The sequence below is a fragment of the Streptomyces prunicolor genome, assembly GCF_045162825.1.
Lineage (GTDB): Bacteria > Actinomycetota > Actinomycetes > Streptomycetales > Streptomycetaceae > Streptomyces > Streptomyces prunicolor.
In genome coordinates this window covers 7,552,797-7,576,673 of record NZ_CP108676.1, presented here as the reverse complement: position 1 = coordinate 7,576,673, position 23,877 = coordinate 7,552,797, and the positions used below count along the sequence as shown (strand labels likewise).

General features: G+C 71.9%; 23 protein-coding genes and 1 pseudogene. 11 read left to right on the top strand and 13 right to left on the bottom strand.

Features of this window, described 5'->3' with window-relative positions; genetic code table 11:
* Positions 1-106 precede the first annotated feature (106 nt).
* Genes OG588_RS34955 through OG588_RS34945 form a run of 3 tightly spaced genes read right to left on the bottom strand, consistent with a single transcriptional unit; the run spans position 107 to position 2,263 of the window.
* The gene (locus OG588_RS34955; RefSeq protein ID WP_405950724.1) at positions 107-1,144 is read right to left on the bottom strand and encodes an ABC transporter permease; all 1,038 of its coding nucleotides are present in this window, start codon (positions 1,142-1,144) and stop codon (positions 107-109) included.
* Positions 1,141-2,067, bottom strand: coding sequence for an ABC transporter ATP-binding protein (locus OG588_RS34950; protein ID WP_405950723.1), 927 nt, complete (start codon positions 2,065-2,067; stop codon positions 1,141-1,143). The genes OG588_RS34955 and OG588_RS34950 overlap by 4 nt, the downstream gene beginning before the upstream one ends.
* Positions 2,060-2,263, bottom strand: coding sequence for a hypothetical protein (locus tag OG588_RS34945; RefSeq protein WP_405950722.1), 204 nt, complete (start codon positions 2,261-2,263; stop codon positions 2,060-2,062). Before OG588_RS34945 ends, OG588_RS34950 begins: the two co-directional genes overlap by 8 nt.
* A gap of 166 nt (positions 2,264-2,429) precedes the next feature.
* On the opposite strand from OG588_RS34945, the gene OG588_RS34940 reads away from it, so the two are divergent.
* The 3 genes from OG588_RS34940 to OG588_RS34930 are packed head-to-tail and all read left to right on the top strand — an operon-like array spanning position 2,430 to position 6,466.
* Positions 2,430-3,656: a sensor histidine kinase gene (locus OG588_RS34940; RefSeq protein ID WP_405950721.1), complete on the top strand. Its 1,227-nt coding sequence runs from the start codon at positions 2,430-2,432 to the stop codon at positions 3,654-3,656.
* The gene (locus tag OG588_RS34935; RefSeq protein ID WP_405950720.1) at positions 3,653-4,318 is read left to right on the top strand and encodes a response regulator; all 666 of its coding nucleotides are present in this window, start codon (positions 3,653-3,655) and stop codon (positions 4,316-4,318) included. Before OG588_RS34940 ends, OG588_RS34935 begins: the two co-directional genes overlap by 4 nt.
* Before the next feature lie 48 nt (positions 4,319-4,366).
* The gene (locus tag OG588_RS34930) at positions 4,367-6,466 is read left to right on the top strand and encodes a prolyl oligopeptidase family serine peptidase (protein WP_405950719.1); all 2,100 of its coding nucleotides are present in this window, start codon (positions 4,367-4,369) and stop codon (positions 6,464-6,466) included.
* Here OG588_RS34930 and OG588_RS34925 read toward each other — a convergent pair.
* Positions 6,463-7,050: a TetR family transcriptional regulator C-terminal domain-containing protein gene (locus OG588_RS34925; protein ID WP_405950718.1), complete on the bottom strand. Its 588-nt coding sequence runs from the start codon at positions 7,048-7,050 to the stop codon at positions 6,463-6,465. The two genes, OG588_RS34930 and OG588_RS34925, sit on opposite strands and share 4 nt — an antisense overlap.
* Before the next feature lie 67 nt (positions 7,051-7,117).
* Here OG588_RS34925 and OG588_RS34920 point away from each other — a divergent pair, with 67 nt between their 5' ends.
* The gene (locus OG588_RS34920; RefSeq protein ID WP_405950717.1) at positions 7,118-7,990 is read left to right on the top strand and encodes a DAPG hydrolase family protein; all 873 of its coding nucleotides are present in this window, start codon (positions 7,118-7,120) and stop codon (positions 7,988-7,990) included.
* 56 nt (positions 7,991-8,046) lie between these two features.
* On the opposite strand, the gene OG588_RS34915 is transcribed toward OG588_RS34920, so the two are convergent.
* Positions 8,047-8,631: a TetR/AcrR family transcriptional regulator gene (locus tag OG588_RS34915; protein WP_405950716.1), complete on the bottom strand. Its 585-nt coding sequence runs from the start codon at positions 8,629-8,631 to the stop codon at positions 8,047-8,049.
* 208 nt (positions 8,632-8,839) lie between these two features.
* On the opposite strand from OG588_RS34915, the gene OG588_RS34910 reads away from it, so the two are divergent.
* The 4 genes from OG588_RS34910 to OG588_RS34895 all read left to right on the top strand — a co-directional run bounded on the left by OG588_RS34910 (position 8,840) and on the right by OG588_RS34895 (position 12,083).
* Positions 8,840-9,679: an alpha/beta fold hydrolase gene (locus OG588_RS34910; RefSeq protein WP_405950715.1), complete on the top strand. Its 840-nt coding sequence runs from the start codon at positions 8,840-8,842 to the stop codon at positions 9,677-9,679.
* A gap of 333 nt (positions 9,680-10,012) precedes the next feature.
* Complete coding sequence (locus OG588_RS34905) at positions 10,013-10,438, top strand: STAS domain-containing protein (RefSeq protein ID WP_405950714.1); 426 nt, start codon at positions 10,013-10,015, stop codon at positions 10,436-10,438.
* A 97-nt stretch (positions 10,439-10,535) separates the two neighbouring features.
* Positions 10,536-11,288: an ANTAR domain-containing protein gene (locus OG588_RS34900; protein ID WP_405950713.1), complete on the top strand. Its 753-nt coding sequence runs from the start codon at positions 10,536-10,538 to the stop codon at positions 11,286-11,288.
* Positions 11,289-11,366: 78 nt separating this feature from the next.
* Complete coding sequence (locus tag OG588_RS34895; RefSeq protein ID WP_405950712.1) at positions 11,367-12,083, top strand: GAF and ANTAR domain-containing protein; 717 nt, start codon at positions 11,367-11,369, stop codon at positions 12,081-12,083.
* A gap of 12 nt (positions 12,084-12,095) precedes the next feature.
* On the opposite strand, the gene fxlM is transcribed toward OG588_RS34895, so the two are convergent.
* Complete coding sequence (fxlM, locus tag OG588_RS34890) at positions 12,096-14,441, bottom strand: methyltransferase, FxLD system (protein WP_405950711.1); 2,346 nt, start codon at positions 14,439-14,441, stop codon at positions 12,096-12,098.
* Between the two features lie 191 nt (positions 14,442-14,632).
* Positions 14,633-14,797, bottom strand: coding sequence for a hypothetical protein (locus OG588_RS34885; RefSeq protein ID WP_405950710.1), 165 nt, complete (start codon positions 14,795-14,797; stop codon positions 14,633-14,635).
* A 151-nt stretch (positions 14,798-14,948) separates the two neighbouring features.
* Here OG588_RS34885 and OG588_RS34880 point away from each other — a divergent pair, with 151 nt between their 5' ends.
* Entirely contained in the window at positions 14,949-16,160 is a 1,212-nt protein-coding gene (locus OG588_RS34880) for a N(5)-(carboxyethyl)ornithine synthase (RefSeq protein ID WP_405950709.1), read from the top strand.
* Here OG588_RS34880 and OG588_RS34875 read toward each other — a convergent pair.
* Positions 16,157-16,444 (bottom strand): hypothetical protein, encoded by a 288-nt coding sequence (locus OG588_RS34875; protein ID WP_327401180.1) that lies wholly within the window; start codon positions 16,442-16,444, stop codon positions 16,157-16,159. The genes OG588_RS34880 and OG588_RS34875 overlap by 4 nt on opposite strands.
* Before the next feature lie 510 nt (positions 16,445-16,954).
* Entirely contained in the window at positions 16,955-17,812 is an 858-nt protein-coding gene (locus OG588_RS34870; RefSeq protein WP_405950708.1) for an HAD family hydrolase, read from the bottom strand.
* A 164-nt stretch (positions 17,813-17,976) separates the two neighbouring features.
* On the opposite strand from OG588_RS34870, the pseudogene OG588_RS34865 reads away from it, so the two are divergent.
* Positions 17,977-18,696, top strand: a pseudogene (locus OG588_RS34865) (aminoglycoside phosphotransferase family protein); the annotation flags it as partial.
* Between the two features lie 231 nt (positions 18,697-18,927).
* On the opposite strand, the gene OG588_RS34860 reads toward OG588_RS34865, so the two are convergent.
* The 4 genes from OG588_RS34860 to OG588_RS34845 form a co-directional block, all read right to left on the bottom strand.
* A complete protein-coding gene (locus OG588_RS34860; protein ID WP_405950707.1) occupies positions 18,928-20,514 on the bottom strand; it encodes an ATP-binding protein in 1,587 nt (528 codons plus the stop codon).
* On the bottom strand, positions 20,511-21,257 hold the full coding sequence (locus OG588_RS34855; RefSeq protein WP_405950706.1) for a response regulator transcription factor: 747 nt from the start codon (positions 21,255-21,257) through the stop codon (positions 20,511-20,513). Before OG588_RS34855 ends, OG588_RS34860 begins: the two co-directional genes overlap by 4 nt.
* The gene (locus OG588_RS34850) at positions 21,244-22,782 is read right to left on the bottom strand and encodes a streptophobe family protein (protein WP_405950705.1); all 1,539 of its coding nucleotides are present in this window, start codon (positions 22,780-22,782) and stop codon (positions 21,244-21,246) included. Before OG588_RS34850 ends, OG588_RS34855 begins: the two co-directional genes overlap by 14 nt.
* Positions 22,783-23,042: 260 nt before the next feature.
* Positions 23,043-23,573, bottom strand: a complete 531-nt coding sequence (locus OG588_RS34845; RefSeq protein WP_405950704.1) for an LLM class flavin-dependent oxidoreductase — start codon at positions 23,571-23,573, stop codon at positions 23,043-23,045.
* On the opposite strand from OG588_RS34845, the gene OG588_RS34840 reads away from it, so the two are divergent.
* The gene (locus OG588_RS34840) at positions 23,563-23,871 is read left to right on the top strand and encodes a hypothetical protein (RefSeq protein WP_405950703.1); all 309 of its coding nucleotides are present in this window, start codon (positions 23,563-23,565) and stop codon (positions 23,869-23,871) included. The genes OG588_RS34845 and OG588_RS34840 overlap by 11 nt on opposite strands.
* Positions 23,872-23,877 lie beyond the last annotated feature (6 nt).

The window sequence follows — 23,877 nt, the reverse complement described above, 5'->3', positions numbered from 1 at the left end:
TCCGTCGACGTCGAGTTCCGTCTACCAGTCCGACCATCGAAACTACCGGCCATCACCTCGCCCCACTCAACACACCTCTTTCTCTCCTCGGCCTTTTCGGGGCGGGTCAGGCCGAGCGGTGGCGGATCCACCACACGCACAGCCCCGCGAGCGCCGCCGCCAGCAACACGCACAGTCCCGTCTCCGCCCACTGCAACGGCCACAGCTGGGACGACGGATGGAACTCCGCCCAGCGGCCCGTACTGCCGTGCTGGACAAGGCACTTGGTGTAGTCGTCGGCCGCGTAGCAGCTCGGCAGATCCGGTACGCGGCGACCGGTCGCGTCGGCCGCGCCCTCGGAGAGGACCCACGCGTTCGACGGGGCCGCCGTGCCGGTCGGGTGCTGGACCGTGGCCAGGGTGGTGGGCAGGAGGTGGCCGCGGACGGACTCGAGTACGTACATCGCCGCCGCGCTCACGACCACCGTCGCGCCCATCGCCAGGACCGTGCGGCGCAGGATGAGGCCCGCGGTCACGCCGATGAGCAGGGAGAGGACGGACAGGCCGACCACGACGGGGCCGATGCCGTCGTACGGATACCACTGCCACCAGGGGAACCAGCCGCCCAGCAGCGAACCCGCCGGCTGCCACCACCAGGTCATCGCGGCGGCGATGGTCCCGCTGATCAGAGTCGTGAGGACGACGGGGACCAGCAACTTGGCCGCGAACCAGCGCAGTTGCGTGACCGACTGCGTGCACACGGTCCGATACGTGCCGGACTCCAACTCCTGTGCCAGTTGGGGGCCGCCGAGGAAGACGCCGAAGACCAACGGCAGCGCGAGCATGGCCTGGAGGGGGCGGCGCATCGGGAACTGGTACGTCTGCCCGAAGGAGTTGAGCTTGTGGGAGCAGTCGCCGGCCGGGACGGTGGTGCCCCGGCAGGCGTCGAGGTGGCCCTCGGCGATGGCGGTCGTCATCTCCTGGTGGCGCACGATCGCGTACGCCGCTACGGCGAGCGCGGCGCCGATGCCGATCCAGAACGCCAGCCGGTTCTGCCGCCAGACCAGCCAGGTCAGCCCGCGGAGCCGTAGCCGTCGTCGTAGTCCTGACTGTAGCCCCGAACTGGGCGTGAGCGAAGGGTAGTTGGTGGTCACGGAGCCGCTCACACCGTCACCTCGCGATGCGCGCCGGCGCGTGCCGTGGACGTGATCAGCGGGGGTGCGTCGGCTGTTCGCAGGTGGGCCAGGAGCAGTTCCTCCAGGCTCGGCAGGGCCGGGGTGTGGTCCGCCGGGAGTGGGCCCCTCGGGCGGATCAGTGCCGTCGTACGACCGCCCGTGCTGCGGGTTTCGACGGTCACCTGGCCGGGGAGCTTGGCCAGTCGGGCCGCCTGTGCGTCGGGGGCGGAGACCGTCCGGTGGGCGCCGATGAGTTCGGCCACGTCGCCGGCGAGTTTGACCGTGCCGTTGTCGATCAGGACCAGGAAGTCGCAGGCGCCTTCGAGTTCGGAGACCAGGTGCGAGGACATCACGACGGTCGAACCGTGCTGGGCGGCCTCGGACATGAGCAGGTCCGTCATCTGGCGCCGGACCAGCGGGTCCAGGTCGGCCATCGGTTCGTCGAGCAGGAGCAGCCGGGGGCGCTTCCCCAGGGCCAGCGCGAAGGCCACCCGGGTGCGCTGGCCGCCGGACAGGGTGCCGACCCGGGCGTCCATCGGGATGTCGCCGACGGAGATGATCCGCTCGGCGGTCTCCTGGTGCCAGGTCGGGTTCAGCTCGCGGCCGATACGCAGCGTGTCGGAGACCCGGAAGCGCGGATAGAGCGCCTTCTCCTGGCTGAGGAACGCGGTGTGCTGCCGGGCCTCGGCGGACCGGGCCGGGTGTCCGCCCAGCCGGATGGTGCCGGTGCTCGGTTCCAGCAGACCGGCGGCCAGCGACAGCAGGGTCGTCTTGCCGGCGCCGTTCGGGCCGACCAGCGCGCAGATCCGGCCGGCCGGCAGCCGGAACGAGCAGTCCCGCAGCGCCCACCCACGCCGGTAGCGCCTGCCCAGCCCGACCGCTTCCAGCGCCGGGCGCTCTGCCGGATCAGTCATTGTGCTGCCGCACCCGTGCGGCGAGGACCAGTGTCGCGACCCCGGCGAGCAGCAGCGCCGCCTTGATCAGCGACGGGCCGTAGCCGGGTACGCCGAAACCCCAGAGCGTGAGGCGGTCGTAGAGCCGCTGGGCGAGTGGCACCCCGCCGCAGAGCGCCAGCAGCGCTCCGGACAGCAGGAGGAGGTTCTTCTTCAAGGCCGGGCCTTCCATGAGGGATCCGATGTGACTCCCGGAACGCTAGGAGCGGCGGTCCATGGGGGGCTTCGGCTCAAAGTCGGTGCTCCGACCTCGTCGTACGACCAAAGTCTCTAGACCAAAGTCTGTACGGCCCCCGTCGAGAGCCCCTCTACATTTGTCGCTTGTGAGCGGTTACCGGCGTGAGAAGACCATCGACCTCGGCATTGTCGTGCTGGCCCTTGTGCTGTCCGCCGCCCTCTCCCTGGTGCAGGTCAGGGGTGATCTGGCGCTGAGCCCGGGGCTGGGTTCCGGTACCTGGCCGTTCGGCCGGCTGGTGTTCTCGTCGCCGTTGCTGCTCGGCTTCACCTGGGCGCTGAACCCGGTCTCCCTGCTCGCCGTAGGTGCGCTGTGGTGGCGCAGGCGGTGGCCGACCGCGGTCGCCGTCGTGGCGATCGTCGCCGCGACCGTCACCCCGGCCGTGGTGCCTCTGATCGTGGCGCTCTTCACCGTCGCCGTCCTCCGGCCCCCGCGCACGATCCTGACCATCGCCTCGCTGGCACTGCTGCCGATCCCCGTCCATTTTCTGAGCAGTCCCTACGTCTCCGGGGTGCCGCTCGCCAACGCGGTGATCCTGGGTGTCCTGATCGCCGCCGCGGTCGGCTGGGGCCTGTTCGTCCGTTCGCTCAGCGAGCGCACCGAACGGGCGGAGGCGGAGGCAGTGTTGCGTGCCCAGCGCGCTCAGCGGGAGGCGCGGGAGGACATCGCGCGGGAGATGCACGATGTGCTGGCCCACCGGCTGTCGCTGCTGAGCGTCCACGCGGGGGCGCTGGAGTTCAACGCCGGCGCGTCCGTGCGGGAGACCACCCGGGCCGCCGCCGTGATCCGGGAGAGCTCGCACCAGGCGCTGGAGGATCTCCAGGTGGTGCTGCGGGTGCTGCGGTCGCCGGCCGGGGGTCCCGTCGCGGACGGCAGCACCGCGACCCGGCCCGCGCGGACCGGGCTCGCCGAGGTGCCCGACCTGGTCAGGGAGTCGCGGGACGCCGGTATGAAGGTCGACCTCGACATGGGCGGCACCCGGTCGGGCAACGGTGGCGGTCCTACGGGTATCGCCGGGCTCGCCGCCTACCGGTTCGTGCAGGAAGGGCTGACGAACGCCAGGAAGCACGCCCCCGGTACGCCGGTCAGGATCACGGTGGCGGGCGGCCCCGGCGACGGTCTCACCCTGGAGCTGACCAATCCGGCCGATCCCGCCCATCCGACCGGACCAGGTGGCCCGCGCGACGGCGTACCGGGGTCCGGGCAGGGGCTGATCGGCCTCGCGGAGCGCGTCGCGCTGGCGGGCGGCCGGTTCAGTCACGGCGAGGACGGAGCGGAGTACGCGCTGCGGGCCTGGCTACCCTGGCCCGCATGATCCGTGTGCTGCTCGTCGACGACGACCCACTGGTCCGCTCAGGACTCCGGCTGATGCTCGGCGGCGCCGACGACATCGAGGTCGTGGCCGAGGCGGCGGACGGCGACGAGGTGCTCGCCCTGGTCGACGAGCACGCCCCCGACCTGGTGCTGATGGACATCCGGATGCCCGGCGTGGACGGCCTGGAGGCGACCGAGCGGCTGCGGGCCCGGCCCGGCGCACCGGCCGTCGTGATGCTGACGACCTTCAAGGACGACGAGCAGGTCCTCGGTGCGCTGCGCGCGGGCGCGGCCGGTTTCCTGCTCAAGCACACCCCGCCCGCCGAGATCGTCGCGGCGGTACGCCGGGTGAAGGCGGGCGAGCCGGTGCTCTCCCCCGCGGTGACCGAGCAGCTCATCGCCCGGGTCACCCAGGGCGGCGATACGACAGTCCCGCGCCGGCCGGAGACCGCCGAGGCCCGCATCCGCCTCGACCGGCTGGGCGACCGGGAACGCGAGGTCGCCGTGGCCGTCGGCCGGGGCAGGACCAACGCGGAGATCGCGGCCGAGCTGTACATGAGCGTGGCCACCGTCAAGGCCCATGTCTCCCACATCCTCACCAAGCTGGAACACACCAACCGGGTCCAGATCGCCCTGACCGTGCACTACGCGGGGCTGGTCTGACCCGCCACGGACGCAACAGATCCCCTTTCCCATTGATGGAGACGAGACGTGACACCCAGCCCGGTCCCCTACGGCTCCTGGACCTCGCCGATCACAGCGGACCTGGCGTCACGCGGAATGACCGCGGGCCAGGTCGCGGCACCCTCCTGTCTCGGCTTCCAGGGCGAGGAGTTGTGGTGGATCGAACCGCGCCCGCAGGAAGACGGCCGCTCGGCCCTCATGCGCAAACGGCGCCCGGACACCGAGGCCGAAACCGATCCAGACACCGATGCCTCCGCCGACGCCGAGACCGTCCTGCCCGAACCCTGGAACATCCGCAGCCGCGTGATCGAGTACGGCGGACGCCCCTGGGCGACGGCCGCCGACGACCACGGCGTACTCGTCGTGTTCGCCAACTTCCCTGACCAGCGGCTGTACTTGTACCGCCCGGACACCGAAGGCGCCGTACCCCAGCCGCTGACCCCGGTCTCCCCCGTCGGCGGCGGACTGCGCTGGGCGGAGCCGGAGATCGACCCGGCGCGCGGCACGGTCCGTTGCGTACTGGAGGAGTTCACGGGTGAACGGCCGGGCGATGTACGCCGGTTGATCGCGCAGGTCCCGCTGGACGGCAGCGCGGCCGAAGACCGGTCCGCCGTACGGGAGTTGAGCGACGACCGGCACCGGTTCGTGTCCGGTGCCCGCGTCTCCCCCGACGGTTCACGGGCCGTGTGGCTCGCCTGGGATCACCCTCATATGCCGTGGGACGCGGCCGAGTTGAGGATCGCCGATGTCGACGCCGACGGACGTTTCCAGCGGGCCCGCACGTTGGTCGGAGGGCCCGGTGACCCCGTGGCCCAGGCTGAATGGGCGCCGGACGGAACGCTGTTGGTCGCCTGCGAACGTACGGGCTGGTGGAATCTCCACCGCGTCGACCCCGAGACCGGCGCCGCGCACACCCTGCACCGAGCGGCGGAGGAGTTCGCCGGCTCCCAACGTCTCGGCCTGCGCTGGTTCGCGCCCTTGGCCGACGGCCGGATCGCCGTGCTCCACGGTCGAGGGGCGCAACGTCTGTCCGTCCTCGACCCGGTCACCGGCGACCTCGTGGACGTGCCGGGCGACCGGACCGAGTGGCTGCCGCATCTCGCCGTCTCGGGGACCCGGATCGCGGGGGTCGCGGCCGGCCGCGAGACGTCGTACGAGGTCGTGGAGGTGGACGCCGACACACGCACGCCGGACGCGGCCGGGCAACCCACCGCCCTCACCGCCGGACAGCTCACCGCCCGTGTGGTCGGACACCGGCACCAGGCCTCCGTGGAACCGTCCTACTTGCCGGAGCCCGTGGCACGAGTGTTCAAGGGGCCGGACGGCCGGGAGGTGCACGCCCACGTCTACGCCCCACGCCACCCGGACCACACCGGCCCGTCGCCGGACGATCCCGCGCCGTACGTGGTGTGGGCGCACGGCGGCCCGAGCCTGCGCGCACCCCTCTCCCTGAACCTCGAAATCGCCTACTTCACCTCGCGCGGCATCGGCGTGGCCGACGTCAACTACGGCGGTACGCCCGGCTATGGGCGTGCGTACCGCGAGCGGTTGCGGGAGCAGTGGGGTGTCGTCGATGTGGCGGACTGCGCCGCTGTGGCACGGGAGTTGATCGACGAGGGCGTGGCCGATCGCGCCCGGCTGGCGATCCGGGGCGGCAGTGCCGGTGGTTTCACCGCGGCGGCGTCCCTGATCACCACGGACGTGTATGCCTGCGCGACCATGCTCTACCCGGTGCTGGACCTGGAGGTCCTGGCCGCAGGGGGATCCCACGACTTCGAGTCGCACTACTTGGAGTCCCTGATCGGCCCCAACACCGCCGATTCGGCGGCACGTTACCGAGACCGCTCCCCCGCCGCCCACCCGCAGGACATCAAGGTGCCCTTCCTCCTGCTGCAAGGAGCCGACGACCCCATCTGCCCGCCCGCGCAGAGCCGGGAGTTCCTCGCGGGCGCGTCCGCCGTCCCGCACGCGTACCGCCTCTTCGAAGGAGAGGGCCACGGGTTCCGCCGCCGGGACACGATGGTCGCCGCGCTGGAGACCGAACTCTCTTTCTACGGCCAGGTCTTCGGCTTCACACCGCCCGACGTGCCGGTGCTGGACCTGCGTACGGCCGGGGCGCCCCGCTAGCGAGGGATGAGTGCCGCGATCGCGGTGTCGAGGGAGCGTTCGAGCGCGGTCGGCCGCCGGTGTACGTGCGCCAGCATGGCGCCGCCCTGCAACGCGGCGAGCAGCAGGCGCCCCGCGTCCTCGGGTTCGGCGTCCGCGCGCACCCGGCCCTCGGCACGGGCGCGGGCGACCAGATCGGCGAGGCTCGCCTCCCAGCGGCCGAACAACTCCGCCAGGATTCCGCCCAGTTCGGGCTCGTCGTCGACTTGCCCGGCGAACACGCCGAGCGGGCACATCCCGTACCCGCTCTCCCGGTGCGCCGCGACCACCTGGTCCCGCCAGGCCCCGAGGTCGGCGTGATCCGGATCCCGTAGCGCCGACTGGGTCTCCATCACGCGGTCGAACTGGTGGTGCAGCACCGCTTCCGCCAGCTCTCTGCGGCTGTCGAAGTAGTGGTAGAACTGCGATTTCCCCGTGCCGCTGGCCGCCAGTACGTCGTCCAACGACGGCCCGGCCAGGCCGTGTTGACGCATCAGCCCGGCCGCCGCGCCGACGATCGCGGCACGGGTGCGCCGACCGCGCTCGGTCGCCGGTAGAGCTTTCATGGTCGTCCTGTCTGTCGTCCCACTCCGTCACCCTGCCAAGAACTGTACTATTCGGTACAGTACAAGAATGGTCACCTACGAGACGAGTGCGGCGGACCTCGCGTCGGTCCCCGCGTCCTATCAGTCCGAGTCGCGCTACCTGGGCTACCGGGAGGCCGACCTGGCCAGGCCGTACGCCAAGTTCTTCCGCGAGGACGTCCTGCCGGTGCAGCCCCATGTGCACGAGGCGCTGCTGGCGGGCATGGCCCCGACCGAGTACGGCTACGGTCCCTCCGACGCGGTCCGGATGCTCACCCGGCCCGGCCGCCACCCGATGGAGACCGGCTGGACGGTCCTGGACGACGGCACGGTCATGGTCTCCGTGCTGACGGACATGCCCGGTGTGACCGGTGAGATGTGGGACTGGTGGTTCGGCTGGCACAGCTGCGAGTCGGCCCGCTACAAGCTCTGGCATCCGCAGGCCCACCAGTTCAGCGCGGTCGGCCAGGCACGCAGCGGCGACCGCCGACTCACCGACCGGCAGCGCTACATCGGCAACGTCTCCTACGTCGATGAGTACGTCGGCGGTCACCTGGTGCCGCTCGCCATCCGCTTCGTCGACCCCTCACGCATGGGCTTCGACGACATCCCGGCCGGTGACACCGCCATCGTCGCCCGGGTCGGGCCGAGCACCGCGCCCGCCGCCTTCGGCTGGATCGTCCACCAGGTGCGCGCCACCGACTCCGGCGCGGAGATGCGCAGCCGGTTCTTCCTCAACTACCCGCAGCACCTGGACCTGCCGCCCGCGTCGGTCGCCCAGCCCCCGGCCGGCCGCGCTCCCGCCGGTCCACCCGACCTGCAGGCGCTCGGCGTCGCGCTGCTGCACCACTGCGCGGCCGAGATGAACCACCTCGCCTCGTTCCTGCCCGAACTCCGCGAGGCGTTCGACGGAACACCGTGAGCGGCACCGACCGCCCACTGCCGACCACCGGCCGCTGAGCGTCAACTCGGCGGCGTTCAGGCCGGGTTGTCCGTGACGGCCTGCGTCGTGGCGTGGAGTACGGCGTCGAGGACCTTCCTGGCCTGATCCCCGTCGGGCAGTGCGCGCGCGATGGTGACCGCGCCCACCATCGCCGCCACCGCGGCCCAGGCCCGCCCCTCCCGCTCCTCCGGCGGGCCCTGCATGGCGGGGGCGAGGAGCGCGACCAGGTCGAGCATGCGCCGCTGGTACACCTCGCGCACGGAGTCGCTCGCCCGGGACACGTCCGCGCTGAGCGCCGGCATGACGCAGCCGTGGGCGACGTCCTCGCGATGGTCCTCGCCGAGGTACACGCCGAGGAACTCCACGAGCCGGCGCCGCCGTTCGGCCGGGTCGGGGTCGTCGACGACGGCGAACTCGGCGCCGAGTTGCGCGTCGACCACCTGCTCCAGGAACGCCTCCTTGCTGCCGAAGTTCGAGTACAGGGCCCCCGAGGTGACCTGGGCAGAGGCGGCGAGGCCGTCGACCCCGATGCCCTGGAACCCCTTCTCCTTCAGCGTGCGCGCCGCCGCGGCCAGGATCGACGCCCTGGCCTGCTTCTTGTGGTCCTTCGGGTACCGCATCGCGAGCCCTCGCCTGCCCTTCCCTGCGTTCCGGTCGTCGACCTGCCTTGCGTTCCGGTCTACGACATCGTAGCGTAGCAGTCGTTATATAACGATCGCTACGCCATGGCTTCGCCCCCCGGCCACCAGCGCGAAGCCCTCCACAGGAACTCGCAGCGACCCGCACGGAAACCCCACGCGGAGTCCCGCACAGGAAGAGAGCACGATCATGACCACGACCCACGACGAAGCCGTCACCCGGACCGTCGACATCGGCGGCACCCCCTTCGCCTACCGGGAGGTCGGCCCCACCACCGGCACCCCGCTGGTGCTCCTGCACCACTTCACCGCGGTACTCGACGACTGGGACCCCGCCGTCGTCGACGGTCTGGCCGCCACACGCCGCGTCATCCTGGTCGACCTCAGGGGGGTCGGCGCCTCGGGCGGCACCACGCCCGACAGCGTCGAGGCCATGGCGGCCGACGCGATCGCCTTCGTCACGGCCCTCGGGCTGACGACGGTCGACCTGCTGGGCTTCTCACTGGGCGGCATGGTCGCGCAGGAGTTCGTGCAGCGGCGCCCCGACCTGGTCCGGCGGATCGTCCTGGCCGGCACGTCACCCGCGGGCGACGCGGGACCCGCCGGCACCCTCACCATCCTGCAGAACGCCATGGAGGTCGCCGGTACCGAGGGCAAGCACCCCAAGCACTTCCTGTTCTTCTCCCCCACGGAGGCGAGCCAGGCCGCGGCCGACGCCTTCCTCGGCCGCCTCGACCAGCGGACCCAGGACCGCGACACCGCCGTGACCAACGAGACCATCGGCGCCCAGGTGACCGCCCTGGCCAAGTGGGAGCAGAGCAGCTCCAGCGCCGGCCTCGCGAACGTCCTCCAGCCCGTGCTGGTGGTCAACGGCGACGACGACACCATGATCCCGACGATCAGCTCGTTCAACCTCGCCGACCAGCTGCCCGACGCCGAGCTGAGCATCTACCCCAACTCCGGCCACGGCGCGCTCTTCCAGCACCACGAGCTGTTCGTGCGGCAGGTCCTGGACTTCCTGCGCGACTGACCGTCGAGCCGTTTCCTACGGCTGCCGTACGGCTGCTGGGGGTGTCCTCGTCCAGGACACCCCCAGCGGCAACTCCCGTGCCGCGCCCACCACTTCCCTGCGAGGACCGCCCGCGCACCGCCACGAGGACTATGCTGCGGTGAGGACGTCCCAGACCCCGGCGGCTCGTCGTAGCTCGGCACAGATGCTCGACACAGATGGTCGCGGGGAGCGGCTTCTTCGTCCGTCACCCGGCGCATCCCTGTACGCCCCCTTGTCGGCAGCGCGCCCTGGGCACCGTAACTCCCGGTGCCACCACGCCCGTTGCCGGATGCTCCTCCGAACCGAGGCGTCATGCCCCTCACTCACCTCACCGTCCACCGCCATGACCGACGGAAACGCGCCTTGATCACCCTGGTCGGCGAGATCGACCTGGAATCGGCCCAGCTGGTACGCGCGGTACTGACCCAGTGCCTGCGCGACGGCATCCGTACCCTCGACGTCGACCTCACCCCCGTCACCTTCTGCGACTGCAGCGGCCTCAACGTCTTCCTCCACGCGGCGCGGACGGCCGCCGCGGTCGGCGGGACCCTGCGACTCCATCACCCGCCACGGACGCTGGGCCTGATCCTCGACGTCACCGGCTCCCAATTCCTGCTCCTCGGGGCGCCGTTGGGGTGTCCTCCGGCCCCTGCCGAGGGTTCCCGGCACCCCACCGCGCACACCCCGCCACACCGGACGGTTCCGCTCGCCACCGTGCTCTCGGGTGACGCACGGTGACCGCCCGGTCGGGGCGGGTTCCCCTGCTTCCCATCCTCAGACCAACTGCCGTACAGCTCACGGGAGTTCGGGACAGCCTCTGGACGCGGTGCCGCGAATGAGGTCCGGCGGCCGGTCGGCCCGGATCCAGGTGCTGGTCGCCGAGCAGGCGGCACGGCGCGGCGGGCGGGCCGGTGTGCTGGACGTGTGCACGGCGGCCGTGGCCGCGCTCCCCGTCGGCGGGGCCGGGCTGTCCGCCATGTCCCGCACCGCGGCGAGCCATCCGCTGTGCAGCACCGACGACATCAGCGAGCAACTGGAGGAACTGCAACTGACGTTGGGCGAGGGACCGTGCGTGGACGCGTTCCTGGACGGTTCGGCCGTCCTGACGCCGGACCTGCTCACCGGTCAACTCCAGGACCGCTGGGCCGTGTTCGCGGACGCGGCGCTGGAAGCCGGGGCCCGCGCGGTCTTCGCGCTCCCCCTCCAGGTGGGGGCGATCAGCCCGGGGGTCCTGGACCTGTACGCCGACGTGCCGACCGTACTGGACCCGGACCAACTGGCCGACGCCCTCGCGTTCGCCGATCTCGCGACACTGCTCCTGCTCGACGCCCGGATCGACGCGACGGGCGGGCCGGCCCCGGCGGACCGGGGCTTCGAGGATCTGGACGGATACCGCGCGGAGATCGACCAGGCCACCGGCATCCTCACCGTCCAACTCGGCATCGGCATCGACGAGGCCTTCGTACGACTGCGGGCGCACGCCTATATGCGGGGGCGGCGGCTCGCCGACGTGGCCGCCGACGTCGTGACCCACCGGCTCCGTTTCTCCCCGCACGCGGAGTCGGACCAGGGCGACGAGGACACCTGACGCCCCGTCACCGGTCGGCGCACCCACCGCACTTCCGGCCCCCCTCCCGGCGGAACCAGTCCCAACGAAGGTGACACGATGAATCAGCAGCTCCTGGCCAAGACCTTCGTCGAACTGGCGGACAACCTGGTCGCCGACTTCGATCTGATCGACTTCCTGCGTCTGCTCACCGACCGCTGCGTGGGCGTGCTCGGAGCCGACGCGGCGGGCGTGCTGCTCGCGGACCGCGACGGCGAACTGCGGGTGATGGCGGCCTCCGACGAACAGGTACGGCTCCTGGAACTCTTCCAGCTCCAGAACGACGAGGGCCCTTGCCTGGAGTGCTTCCGCTCCGGCTCACCCGTGATCGTCCCCGATCTGACCCGGGAGGCCGAGCGCTGGCCGCGGTTCGTCACGACGGCCCACCGCAGCGGCTTCACCGCCGTACAGGCGCTGCCGATGCGGCTGCGGGACGAGGTCGTCGGCGCCCTCAACCTGTTCCGGGCCGCCCCCGGCCCGTTCGACCCGGCGGGCACCCTGGTCGCCCAGGCACTGGCCGACGTGGCCACCATCAGCCTCCTCCAGCAGCGCTCCAGCCACCGCAGCACGATCCTCAACGAGCAGCTCCAGACCGCCCTGAACAGCCGCGTCCTGATCGAGCAGGCCAAGGGCAAACTCGCCGAGCGCCTCGGCATCGACATGGAACGCGCCTTCACCACCCTGCGCGGCTACGCCCGCGCGCACAACCGGCGGCTGTCCGATGTGGCGCGCGTTTTCGTGGACGACTCCGAGCCGCTGCCCGGTCTGGGGGCCTGACCGGGCAGCGGCTCAGGAGTCCTGGCCCGCTGGTCCGCCGTGGTCGCGAGGAGGAGGGGCCGCGGACCAGTCGAAGGTCAGGCGTACGTGCTGTTTCGTGATGACGGCCGGGTCCTCGTCCGGTGCTGTCGGAGCTGTCGGTGCTGCCTCCTGGGCCGAACTCACCGTCAGGCGTGGGGTGATGGTGTCGCGGGCCTCGCGGTCCCAGGCGATGACCTGCTGGGCCATGGCCTGGGCGAGGTCGTCGGCGTGCGGGCCGTAGGCGTGGATGCCGAACTCCCAAAGGGGCGTGCCGTCTTCGGGGAGTCTCCGGGTCAGTAGGCGGGCCAGGGAGTGGTTCCGGACGACGGCGGCCGCGTCCCAACCACCAGGCGTCGTACGGATGTTGGGGTCGTGGTCCGCGGGGACGGCGAGCCGGGCGAAGCCGTCGAGGTGGGTCGCCAGCCACAGCAGGAGCATGTCGAAGGGCGTCTCGCCGGGGATGGTGATGCCGGTCCAGTGTTCGACGCGGGGCATGGCGAGGGCGTCGTCGAGGCGGCTGGTGTCGACGGGGGTGCCGTCGGCGAACCGTACGGTCACCTCGCCGCCGCGGAGTCGGGTGACGGCGTCCTCGCGGTGGCCGGGGCCCTGGAGGGGGACGAACCCGCACACCGTGTAGGCGTCCGCGGTGAGCAGTCCGGCGCGCTTGGTGAAGGGGATGGACCAGGTGTAGCCGTGCACGCGCAGCGGCACCACCAGCCGTCCACCGTCGGCCAGTTGAGCGGTCCAGGAGGGCGGGAGGTCGCGGGCCTCGACGGTGACGAGGACGGCGTCCACGCTGTCGGGGGCGGCGAGTTGAGCCGGGGCGTGTTCACCGTCGCCGAGGTGGACGCGGACCCGGTGGTGGCCGGTGTCGTCGAGGAAGCGGCGGGCGCGGTCGGTGACGTAGGGGTCGATGTCGATGCTCGTCACGCTGCCGTGCGGGCCTACGACCTCCTGGACGAGGGCCGCGTTGTAGCCGCCGGAGCCGATCTCGAGCACGGTGTCGCCGGGGCGGAGCGCGGCGTCGCGGAGCATGGCGGCCTGTACCCAGGGCGCGGAGACGCTGCTGGTGGCGGTCGCGCCGGGGGTGCGTTTGGTGACCGGGGCCTGGTGTGTGTCGTAGGCGTCCGGCAGGGCGGTGCCGGGCAGGAAGCGGTGGCGCGGGACGCGTCGGAACGCGGCGTCGATCGCGCCGCCCGCGTCCACCCAGCCGTCCGCGACGAGCCGGTCCGCCATCGCCTCCCTCAACTGGGCTGCCTCGGCAGCCTGTTGGGCGGGCTCGGGAGTCGCGGCCGGGGTGATCGGGTAACGGTGGACGGGCGGCAGGCCGGGCAGCAGGCCGGGCCAGACCGTGTCGATGACCTGCGCGCTCGGCGTGAACAGCGGCTGGGACAGCGCGGGCAGGTCGGCGACCTCGTGCCACTCCCAGCGGTGGATCAACTGCGGTTCGGTGACGGCGGGTTGACCGGTCCAGGCGGTGACGCGGACGGCGCCGGTCAGCCGGGGCATGTCGTGCGTGGAGTCCAGCAGAAGGGCGAGGAGCCGCGCTCCACCCGGCTCGGCTTTCAACCCCGTCTCCTCCGCCAACTCCCGTACACCCGCCGTCAGAAAGCCCTCGCCGGCGTCGTTCTTGCCACCGGGCAACTCCCAGACCCCGCGCACCGACCAGCCGAGCAGGATGCGTCCCACCGGGTCGGTGACGACGACGCCGGCGCCGGTGAGGGCGTGCGGTGAGGGGCGCTTCTTGCCCGCGAAGGTGGAGGGTGCGGGGGCGGGGTCACGCAGGACGACGAACGCGAGCCCGTCCGCGTCGTACCGTTCGGCCCTCGCCCAGCCCGCGCACAGCGCGCCGAACTCCTCGTCGTCCAGGGCGATGGACCGCTTGCCTTCCGGTACGTCCGCCGCGACGGGCGTGATCACGCAGACGACACCGCCCGGCCGCAGCCGCTCGCGCAGCCGGTTCATCACCCGGGTGCGGTCGTGGACGAAGGCCCAGCTGAGGCGGAAGGTGATCAGGTCGTAGGCGGGGTGGGGCAGGGCGTCGAGGCTGTCGCGTTCGATGTCGAGCAGGTGGTAGTTCACCGCCGCGGTGGCTGCGGTAGCCGCGTTCTGGGCTCGGGCGTGGGCGAGGGCGGTGGGGGCGAAGTCGACGGCGTCGACCTCGTAGCCCGACTCGGCGAGGTGGCGGGCGAGTTCACCCAGTCCGCAGCCGACGTCCAGGGCGTGTCCGCCGCCGTCGGGCGCCGGGGCGTGCTCGGCGAGCAGCGCGCGTTCGGCATCGCGGAGGGGGCTGAAGGTGTTGCCGTCGGCGTAGTGCGCGTCCCATGCGTCGGTCACGGGGTTCTTCCTATCAAGACGGCGGGCGGGGCGCCGCCGCGGGCGAGCGCGAACTTCCGTTCGGTGGGCGGCATTTGGTCCCCCCGCCGCGCGGACGCTCCAAACACTCGATGGGGTTCAGGCGCTGCCCTGAGGGCCGCTGGGAGGCACGGTCACGATCCGGTGCGGACAGGCCGCGCAGAGGACGACCCTCACCCGTTCGAGGGGTTGCCGGACAACACTGAACCGACCGGAAGGTCCGACGCGTCGTCGGGGCGCACCTCGCCGTCCTCGTCGACGTCCGGCGCCTCCTCCTCGTCCTGGACCGGCTCCGGCCCCGCCTTGGGGAGCAGACAGCCGGGACGCTCGGGACCCACGCTGCGACGACGACGGAATCCGGCCCTTTCCGGACTGGAGTAACGTGAGATTACCGAGCGCACCTCGCACGCCGTCAGCCGTTTCGGCGTCGCCCTCGGGGAACGGCAACGCCGGAGCGCATCGCGTCCGGCCGGAAATGAGCCGCCCCACATGAGCCTCATGAGTCTCGGAGTACTGCACTCCTCCCGCAAGGAGAACGAGTTCCGTCTGCCGCTGCACCCCCGCCACCTCGACCGGATCGCCCCGGACATCCGAAAGCGGATCTTCCTCGAACAGGGCTACGGCGAAAGGTTCGGCATCGCCGACGACGCGCTGCGCCCCCTCGTCGGCGGCCTCCGTTCCCGTGACGACCTGGTCGCGGAGTGCGACATCATGCTGCTGCCCAAGCCCATGCACGAGGACCTCGCCGAGCTGCGCGAGGGCCAGGTGCTGTGGGGCTGGCCGCACTGTGTGCAGGACGAGAAGACGACACAGCTCGGCATCGACCGACGGCTGACCCTGATCGCCTGGGAAGCCATGAACCACTGGACGTCCACGGGCGCCTTCAGCGTCCATGTGTTCCACAAGAACAACGAGCTGGCCGGTTACTGCTCGGTGCTGCACGCCCTCCAGCTCGGCGGGCTGACCGGGAGCTACGGCCGTCGGCTGCGGGCCGTGGTCATAAGCTTCGGCGCCACCGCACGCGGCGCGGTCACGGGCCTGGGCGCGATGGGCGTCTCCGACGTCACGGTGCTCACGCAGCGCGCCGCGGCGGCCGTGGCCTCGCCGATGCCGTCGGTCGTGATGGGTCACTTCGAGGAGCAGGAGGACGACCCGACGCGCCTCCAGGCGGTCACCGGCCTCGGGCCCGTGCCGCTCGCGCAGTACCTGGCCGGGTTCGACATCGTCGTCAACTGCGTGCTCCAGGACACCGACGCGCCGCTGATGTTCGTCAACAACGAGGAACTCGCGCTGTTCCAGCCGGGGACCTTCTTCATCGACGTGGCCTGCGACGAGGGCATGGGCTTCGCCTGGGCCCGGCCGAGCGGCTTCGGCGACCCGATGGCCACGGTCGGACCGGGCTGCCACTACTACGCCGTCGACCACAGCCCGTCCCACCTGTGGAACTCCGCGACGTGGGAGATCAGCGAGGCGCTCCTGCCGTATCTGCGTACGGTCATGAGCGGACCGACCGCCTGGGACGACGACGTAACGGTCCGGAAGGCCATCGAGATCCGGGACGGTGTCGTCCAGAACCCGAAGATCCTCTCCTTCCAGCACCGGTCGGCCGCCTACCCGCACAACCTTGAGGCCCAGCGGCCCGAAGGTCATGAGGTGAGGCGGCCTGACGGCAAGGCGGTTGAAGGCCCAGTGGTGGTCTAACTCCGGTTGACACCGGTGGCCACCGCGTGGCCGATGAAGAGATAGACGAGGGCGGGCAGGCCGTAGTTGACGACAGTGCGCCAGTCCGCCGAGTGGATGGTGAACAGGTTGTGCGACCAGCCCGACAGCCAGTTGGCCGCGTTGTGGACCCAGTCGACCGAGTTGTTCGCGGTGTTGGCGTCGAACAGATAGAGAGCGATCCACAGGATCAGGATCAGTGCCGCGATGTCCGCGATGACGGAGATAACCGTCCCCGCGGGGCTTCCGCCGTAGCGTCTGGACATGTTCAACGGGTGGCCCGGAACGCCGAGTTGAAACCTCTCGGCGTCCGGTGCCGTCGGCGGTGGGCTGGTTGGCGCGGGTCGGGGGCGACTGGAACGCAGGGCTGTCCGGCGGAGACGGCCCGAGCGCAACGCCACCTTCCGTAAGCGGCCGGAAGCGGATGGCCACCGGACGTCTGTTCGGGGGGAGTCGCGGGGGTTAGCGTGTGCCGTACGGCCCCAGTCCCCGGCAGCGTCGACTTTCTCTCGCGCACCCCGGGTGCGCATCTCGCGCGGCGGTGCCGGTTCGTGACGCGGCAGCGACGCGCTCCGTGCGGGCGCCCTTCTGCCGCCCGCCGCCTCGCACGTGTTTCACGACAGGCGGACACATGTACGCGCTGATCGTTCCGGCTTCGACCCCCTTCGTCCTGCTCGCCACCGTCCTGGGCCTGTCCTGGTGGGAGGACCACCTCCTGCCGACACCGGCACCGGCACTAATCCCCACCCCGGCCGAGGCTCCGCTCCCCCAACTCCTCAGTACCGATGCTCCGTTGCCCGCGCGCTCACCCGACGCCCGCCCGGAAAGTGACGCTCGATCACCCGCGCCACCCCGTCCTCGTCCAGCGAGAGCGTGACGTGGGCGACCGCGTCGAGAACACTCGGGTGGGCGCCCGCGACGGCGTACGACATGCCCGCCCAGGCCAGCATCGGGAGGTCGTTGGGCATGTCGCCGAACGCCATCGTCTCCGCGGCGGTGATGCCACGGTCGGCCGCGAACTGCCGTAGCGCATGGGCCTTGCTCACGCCCACGGCGATCGCCTCGACCAGGCGCTCGCCGTTGGAGTGGTACACGGTGACCAGGTCGCCCAGGGCGGGGGCGGCGAGGGCGAGCAGCTCGTCGGCGGTCAAGTGCGGGTGCCGGCCGACCAGTTTGGGCGCCGGACGGTTCCACAGGCCGGCCTCGCCGGGGCGCCGGACGGTGATGTCGTCGTCCCACGCCCCGGCCTCGTAGCGGTCGTCGCCGTGGAGTTCGGTGGCGTACTCCACGGCGAGGCCGATGCCCGGGATCGCCGCGCGAAGCCGCCGGACGGTCTCGGCGAGGGTGTGCGGGTCGATGGCGTGCTCCGCCACGACACTGCGGGTGGCCATGTCGTAGAGGTACGCCCCGTTGGAGCAGATGGCCGTCCCGGACCCGCCGAAGGCGTCGGCGATCGGACCCATCAGACGGGGTGGGCGGCCGGTGGCGAACACGAACTCGGCGCCGGCGTCCCGGACTCGGGCGAAGGCCTCGACGGTGCGGGCGGAGACAGTCCCGTCCTCGCGCACGACGGTGCCGTCGAGGTCGGTGGCGACGAGCCGCGGGGGAACACCGTCGCTGATCGTGTGCGTCATGTGCGGCTCCTCGCCGCGAGGTGTCTCGCGGGCCGGGTCGGTGGATGTGTGGATGTCACGGGGAGCGGGGTGGGGTGGGCGCCTGGTCCAGCGGTAATTGCCAGGCACAGCGCACCACTTGCTGCCAACCTTGACCGGGTACCTGCCTCTCGGGAAAGGGATTAATGACCATCGAAGCCGCCCCCACCCCCACCCCCACCCTCGTCCGCAGCCTGCTCGCCAAGCAGTTTCCCGACTGGACCCGACTCCCCTTGAGCCGCCTGGAACCCGCCGGCTCGGACCACGTCATCTACCGGCTCGGCGACACCATGTCCGTACGGCTGCCCCGGAGCGACTGGGCGGACGGCGAGGCCGCCAAGGAACACACCTGGCTCCCCCTCCTCGCACCCCAACTGCCGCTCGCCGTACCGGAACCGCTCGCACTCGGCGCACCCGGCCGCGGCTACGCGTGGCACTGGTCCGTCACCCGCTGGCTCGACGGCACGACGGCGAGCGTGGACGGCCTCGCCGATCCCGACCTGGCCGCCGGTCAACTGGCCTGCTTTCTAAGGGCGTTGCAGGCGATCCCCGCCGCCGGGACCCTGCTCCCCGGATCCCATCCCGAGCTGGACCGCGCCCCGTTGGCCGATCGCGACCAGTCGACCCGGGCGGCGATCGAGGCCGTGGCCGGAGTCTTCGACAGGGCCGCCCTGACCGAGGTCTGGGACAACGCGCTCGACGCCCCCGCCTGGGACCGCGAACCGGTCTGGTGTCACGGTGACTTCCACACGGGCAATCTGCTCACCGTGGACGGCCGTATCTCCGCCGTCATCGACTTCGGCGGCCTGGGCATGGGTGATCCCGCCTGCGATCTGGTCGTCGCGTACACCTTGCTGTCGGCCACCACCCGCCCGCTCTTCCGCGCCGCGCTCGGCGTGGACGACGCCACCTGGACGCGCGGCATGGGCTGGGGCCTGGCCACTGGGCTGAACGCGTACACGAGCTACGCGGCCACCGAACCCCGCGTCGCCCGGCAGACCACCCGCCAGCTCACCGAGGTCCTCACCGAACACGCGGCACGCGGCACGCGGCACGCGGCACGCGGCACGCGGCACGCAGCGCTCAGCACTCGGGGCTCACCCCAACACACCGGCCGGCGCCCGCAGTTCGGCATGAAGCGGGAGCCGGACTCTGAAGGTCGCCCCGCGCCCGGGCGCCGAGTCGATCTCCACCCGCCCCGCGTGTGCGGTGACCAGGGAGTCGACGATGGCCAGCCCCAGCCCGGCGCCACCGGTGGCGCGCGTACGGGACGTGTCGGCGCGGTAGAAGCGTTCGAAGACGTGGGCGGTCTGGGCCGGGGTGAGCCCCGGCCCCTCGTCCGCCACCTCCAGGACCGCGTCCTCGCCGACCGTGCCCACCCCGATGCGGATCGCGGTGCCGGGCGGGGTGTGGGCGACCGCGTTGCCGACGAGGTTGGTCACGACCTGGCGCAGCCGGGCCTCGTCGGCCAGGGCGGGCGCCGAGGCGGGGGCGCCGACGCCGTCCGGGCCGGTGAGGGCGACCGGGCGGGTCGCGTCCAGGGCCCGTATGTCGTGCAGGGCGTCGGCGGCGAGGGTGCGCAGGTCGGTGGGGGCCAGTTCGAGGGCCGGACCCGGCTCGCCGGTGGTTCCCAGGCCGTGCTCGTCGAAGCGGGCCAGCAGCAGCATGTCCGCCACCAGCCGGGCGAGGCGGTCCGACTCCCGGGCGATGCGGGCCATCGTGGCGTCGATGTCCTCCCGGTCGGCGAGGGCGCCCATGCGATGCAGGTCCGTGAGGCCCTTGATGCCGGCCAGCGGGGTGCGCAGCTCGTGGCTGGCGTCGGCGACGAAGCGGGTCATCCGCGCCTCGGACTCCGCGCGGGCGGCGAACGCGGTCTCCAGCTGGGCCAGCATGCCGTTCAGGGCGGTGGCAAGGCGGCCCATCTCCGTGTGCGGGCCCGCGAGTTCGGGCACGCGGCGGGACAGGTCACCGGCCGCGATCTCCGCGGCCGTCTGCTCGATCCGGGTCAGCGGGCGCAGCCCGGAACGCACCGCGAACCAGCCGACCAAACCCAGCACCATGAGCAGCCCGAGCCCGGTGGTCTCGTAGATGTGCCACATCCGGTCCACCGTGCCGTCCACCTGGCTCATCGGCGCCGACACGATCACGCTGCCCGCCGCGCCGCCGCCCAGCAGCGTGCCGCCGACGACCCGGGGTACGGCGATCGACCGCCACCGGGTCTCGCCCGAGGTGCCGGCCACGGTGAACGGCTTGCCCGCGCGGGCGGCGACGGCGTACGCGTCCAGCCGGGGCAGGTCGGGTCCCGAAGCCCCCTCGGTGCGTTTGGCACCGGCGAGCGAGTCGATGCTGCTCTCGACGGTGCCGTTCTTGGTGACGTACGTGATGACGGGGTTGCCCAGCACCTCGGTGCTGAAGTCGGTGAGGCCGGGCGGCGGTTTCCCGCCGGTGCCGGCCCCGGTCCCGGTCTTGGCCACGGTCGACGGGAGCAGGGCGAACACCTGGGCGGAGGCCCGGAGTTGGGCGTCGACGCGGTCCGCCAGATACGAGCGCAGCGCGTTGCCGGTGACGAGACTGAACGCGGTGAACCCGGCCGTCAGCAGCACCACGGCGATCAGCAGCACCCGGCTCCGCAGCGAGGCCCGCGCCCAAATGACCCGCGGCCGCAGCCAGTTGCGGGTGCTCATGCCCGCGGCCCGCGCAGGACGTACCCGACACCGTGCACGGTGTGGATCAGCTTCGGCCCGCCGTTGTCCAACTTCCGGCGCAGATAGCTGATGTACGTGTCGACGATCCCGGTGTCGCCGCCGAAGTCGTACTCCCACACCCGCCCGAGGATCTGCGCCTTGCCGACCGTGCGCCCGGCGTTGGCCATCAGGTAGTGCAGCAACCGGAACTCGGTCGGCGAGAGGCGTATCGGCTCGCCCGCGCGGGTCGTCTGGACGCCCTCCGGGTCGAGTTCGAGGTCGGCGACCCGCAGCAGCGCCGAGGGGTCGCCGCTGGTGCGGCGCAGCACCGCGCCGATCCGGGCGATCAGCTCCTGGAGGTCGAAGGGCTTGGTGACGTAGTCGTCGCCGCCCAGGACCAGCCCCTCGATCTTGTCCTGGGTGGCGTCACGAGCGGTGAGGAACACGACCGGGATGTGCCCGGAGCGGGAGGCCGCCCCGCGCTGCTCGCGCAGTCGCCGGATCACCTCGAAGCCGTCCATGTCGGGCAGCATGATGTCCAGCAGCACCAGATCCGGCGACACGGCACGGGCCCCGTCGAGGGCCTCCTGCCCGGTGGCGGCCGACGCGACCGTGAAACCCGCGTGCCGCAGCGCCGCGCACAGCAGCTCCCGTACGGTCGGCTCGTCGTCCACGACCAGCAGGTTCACGTCGGTGGTGGTGGGCCGGGACACCTGCGGTCCGGCCCGTTCAACGGTTGCCAAGGGGTGCCTCCAGGGTGCCGGGATCGGTTCCCGGCGCCGGGGAGTGCGAGGACGTGGCCGACGGGGACTTGCGCGCGAGGATACGGCGGAGGGATGTCATTCCTCCGTAAAGGTCCGCTGTGCGCCCCAGGCTCCCCAGGAAGCCCGCCACACCGCCGGCCAGCAGCCCGAACAGCACCGTCCACAGCACGCTGCCGGTCAGCTCGGCCCGCGTACCGCCCATCTCACTGCCGAACATGCTCACCCCGAGGTTCCCGGACGCCCCGGCCAGCCAGGCCGCCGAGCCCAGGACGACCGCCGTGACGAGCCCGAACCGCTCGGCCGTCCCGAGGTGCCGGGCGAGCGGGCCGTCGTAGCGATGCAGCGGCCGGGTATCCGCGGGAGTTGTGTTCCGGGCGGCTACGAAGGCGCAGGTAAGAAGGATGACGGCGGTCACCGTGAGCGCCGCGAGCCACAGCGGCCAGCCGCCCGCCGACAGGCTCCTGAGGTGCTCGGTGCGGGGCTGCTGCTGCGCGGTGTTCTGCTGTCCGCCGCCCAGGGCGCCCATGATCGAGGCGAGCGGGTTGCCGCCCTGGCTCTGCACGGGGTGCGTCGCGGCGGTCCACTGCGTGCCCACGCCCAGCGTGAGCAGCACCGCCAGCGCGTTCGGCGCCAGCAGCAGCACCCCACCGGCCACGGTCCCGAACCGCCCGCCGACCACCACTCCGACGAACGTGACCAACGCCATCGGTACTACGGCCAGGACCAGGAGGGTGCGTACGACGGCGGAGAGACTCGGTGCCCACCCGGGCCGCACCCGGTCCACCGCACCGCCCAGCGGCACTCGCACCCGCCGGCCGACCAGGCACCCGAGCGCGAGCACCACGGTCACCCACACCAGCGCGCCGAACACGGTCGAGCCGACATGGACGTCGTACGACATCGTCGTGTCCTGCGAGGAAGCGCCGCCGCCGAACATCCCGCCCAGCGCACCGCCACCGGCGCCCGCACCGGCGCTCTGTCCACCGCCGAGCCCCTTGCTCATCACGGAGGCGGGCATGGTGATCGTCCCGTGCGCGAGGGTGGCGACCAGCAGGAACGCGATCAGCGCAGCCGCCCCGGCACCGGCCGCCCGGGCCCCCAACTCGCGTGCGGTGACCGGCCGTTGACGCAGCCGCCGGGAGAACACCAGCCACAGCACCACAGACCCGACCAGTGTCACCCCGAGCGGCATGACCGAGGCCGCCCCGCTCATCGAGGGGCTCATGCCGCCCCCGCCCCCGCCGAAGAGACCGGACAGTATCGAACCCATCGCCCCCGAACTGCCCGTGCTGCTGGCGGAGTTGACCGAACCGGCACTCACCGACCCACCAACTGCCATGGCGTCCAAGGTCATTGCCATCGTGACCGGCGATCCGACCGAGCCCGCCCCCAGCAGCCACAGCGCGAGCCATGCCACGGCGGCCATCGCGACGAGTCCGCACAGCGCGGCCGCCGCCCCTTCGAGGGCGCTCGCGCCCGGACCGTCCGGCCTGGGGACGGACACCGGACGGGAAACGGGACGGGACCTTGCGGTCGTAGAGGCAGGAGAGGCAGGAGAGGTAGTAGAGGCAGGCATCGCGGGGACCCTCCGGAGCGTTTCGGGGACGTCGTCCGCACAAGGTGGCGTACGCGTTTGCCGGGTTCCGGAGAGGTTCTGGGAGGTTTCTGAGAGTCGGCGCGGACCGGGCGCAGGTCACGGACGTGGGGCGGACCGCATCCGGCGCGGGTTCCCAGGAAGTTCCCAGACGTGCCGCGCGCGGCCCGCTATCCGAACGCGGGCAGCACCTCCCGCTCGAACAGCCGCAGACTCGACCACGCGAGATCCATCGGCATACCCCCGCACAGCGGATGGAATTGCGTGAACGGCGTTGGCGCTGCCTTGAGTTCGGTCACGCACCGCTCGGGTGTGAGGACCCGGTACTGGTCGCCGCGCCGCAGCTCCGCCAGCCCCTCGGCCGTGCGGAAGGGGGCGGCCACGTCGTCCTGGGCCTGCCATTCGCCGTAGGCGTTGGTCTCGTGCAGGAAGAATGGCGCCATCCGCTCCCAGCCCTCGTCGGGGTCCTCGGCGAGGGCCACCACCCGGTTCGGCCCGATCGGGCTGTGCCCGGGGGAGGGGCGGCCCAACTTGCCGACCTCGTCGCGGTAGTACTCCCACACCTCGGGCACGGAGGGGACGAACCCGTCGGCGATCCGGGCGGCCCGGCGCGCCGCCGGTTCGCTGCTGCCGCCGAGCAGGACGGCGGGGCCGCCCGGCCGGTACCGCGCGGGCCGTACGGTCTCGGTCGTGGACGCCAAGTACGCCTTCCGGCACTCCCCCGCGCCGCCCACCGAGCACCTCTACCAACTCCTCGGCTACTGCACGGCGTTGGGCCTCCCGCACGGCCACCTCGTCTACGCGGCGACGACCCGGGACGGACCGACGGAGCACGTCGTCCGGCGCGTGGGCATCACCGTCACGGCCCACGCCCTGGACCTCGACAGGCCACCGGCCGAGCTCCTCACCAGCGTCTCCGAACTGGCCGACCGGATCACGGCCGCACCGGCAACGAGCCGTGCGGAAGCTGATGTTCCTCCAGGGGCTACCGGACAGTAACCGCTC

Bases quoted from the DNA above. Each gene is read 5' to 3' on its own strand.
- OG588_RS34950 (WP_405950723.1), bottom strand. From the start codon at position 2,067: ATGACTGATCCGGCAGAGCGCCCGGCGCTGGAAGCGGTCGGGCTGGGC.
- OG588_RS34935 (WP_405950720.1), top strand. From the start codon at position 3,653: ATGATCCGTGTGCTGCTCGTCGACGACGACCCACTGGTCCGCTCAGGA.
- OG588_RS34925 (WP_405950718.1), bottom strand. From the start codon at position 7,050: ATGAAAGCTCTACCGGCGACCGAGCGCGGTCGGCGCACCCGTGCCGCG.
- OG588_RS34920 (WP_405950717.1), top strand. From the start codon at position 7,118: ATGGTCACCTACGAGACGAGTGCGGCGGACCTCGCGTCGGTCCCCGCG.
- OG588_RS34915 (WP_405950716.1), bottom strand. From the start codon at position 8,631: ATGCGGTACCCGAAGGACCACAAGAAGCAGGCCAGGGCGTCGATCCTG.
- OG588_RS34910 (WP_405950715.1), top strand. From the start codon at position 8,840: ATGACCACGACCCACGACGAAGCCGTCACCCGGACCGTCGACATCGGC.
- OG588_RS34905 (WP_405950714.1), top strand. From the start codon at position 10,013: ATGCCCCTCACTCACCTCACCGTCCACCGCCATGACCGACGGAAACGC.
- OG588_RS34900 (WP_405950713.1), top strand. From the start codon at position 10,536: ATGAGGTCCGGCGGCCGGTCGGCCCGGATCCAGGTGCTGGTCGCCGAG.
- OG588_RS34895 (WP_405950712.1), top strand. From the start codon at position 11,367: ATGAATCAGCAGCTCCTGGCCAAGACCTTCGTCGAACTGGCGGACAAC.
- OG588_RS34880 (WP_405950709.1), top strand. From the start codon at position 14,949: ATGAGCCTCATGAGTCTCGGAGTACTGCACTCCTCCCGCAAGGAGAAC.
- OG588_RS34875 (WP_327401180.1), bottom strand. From the start codon at position 16,444: ATGTCCAGACGCTACGGCGGAAGCCCCGCGGGGACGGTTATCTCCGTC.
- OG588_RS34870 (WP_405950708.1), bottom strand. From the start codon at position 17,812: ATGACGCACACGATCAGCGACGGTGTTCCCCCGCGGCTCGTCGCCACC.
- OG588_RS34860 (WP_405950707.1), bottom strand. From the start codon at position 20,514: ATGAGCACCCGCAACTGGCTGCGGCCGCGGGTCATTTGGGCGCGGGCC.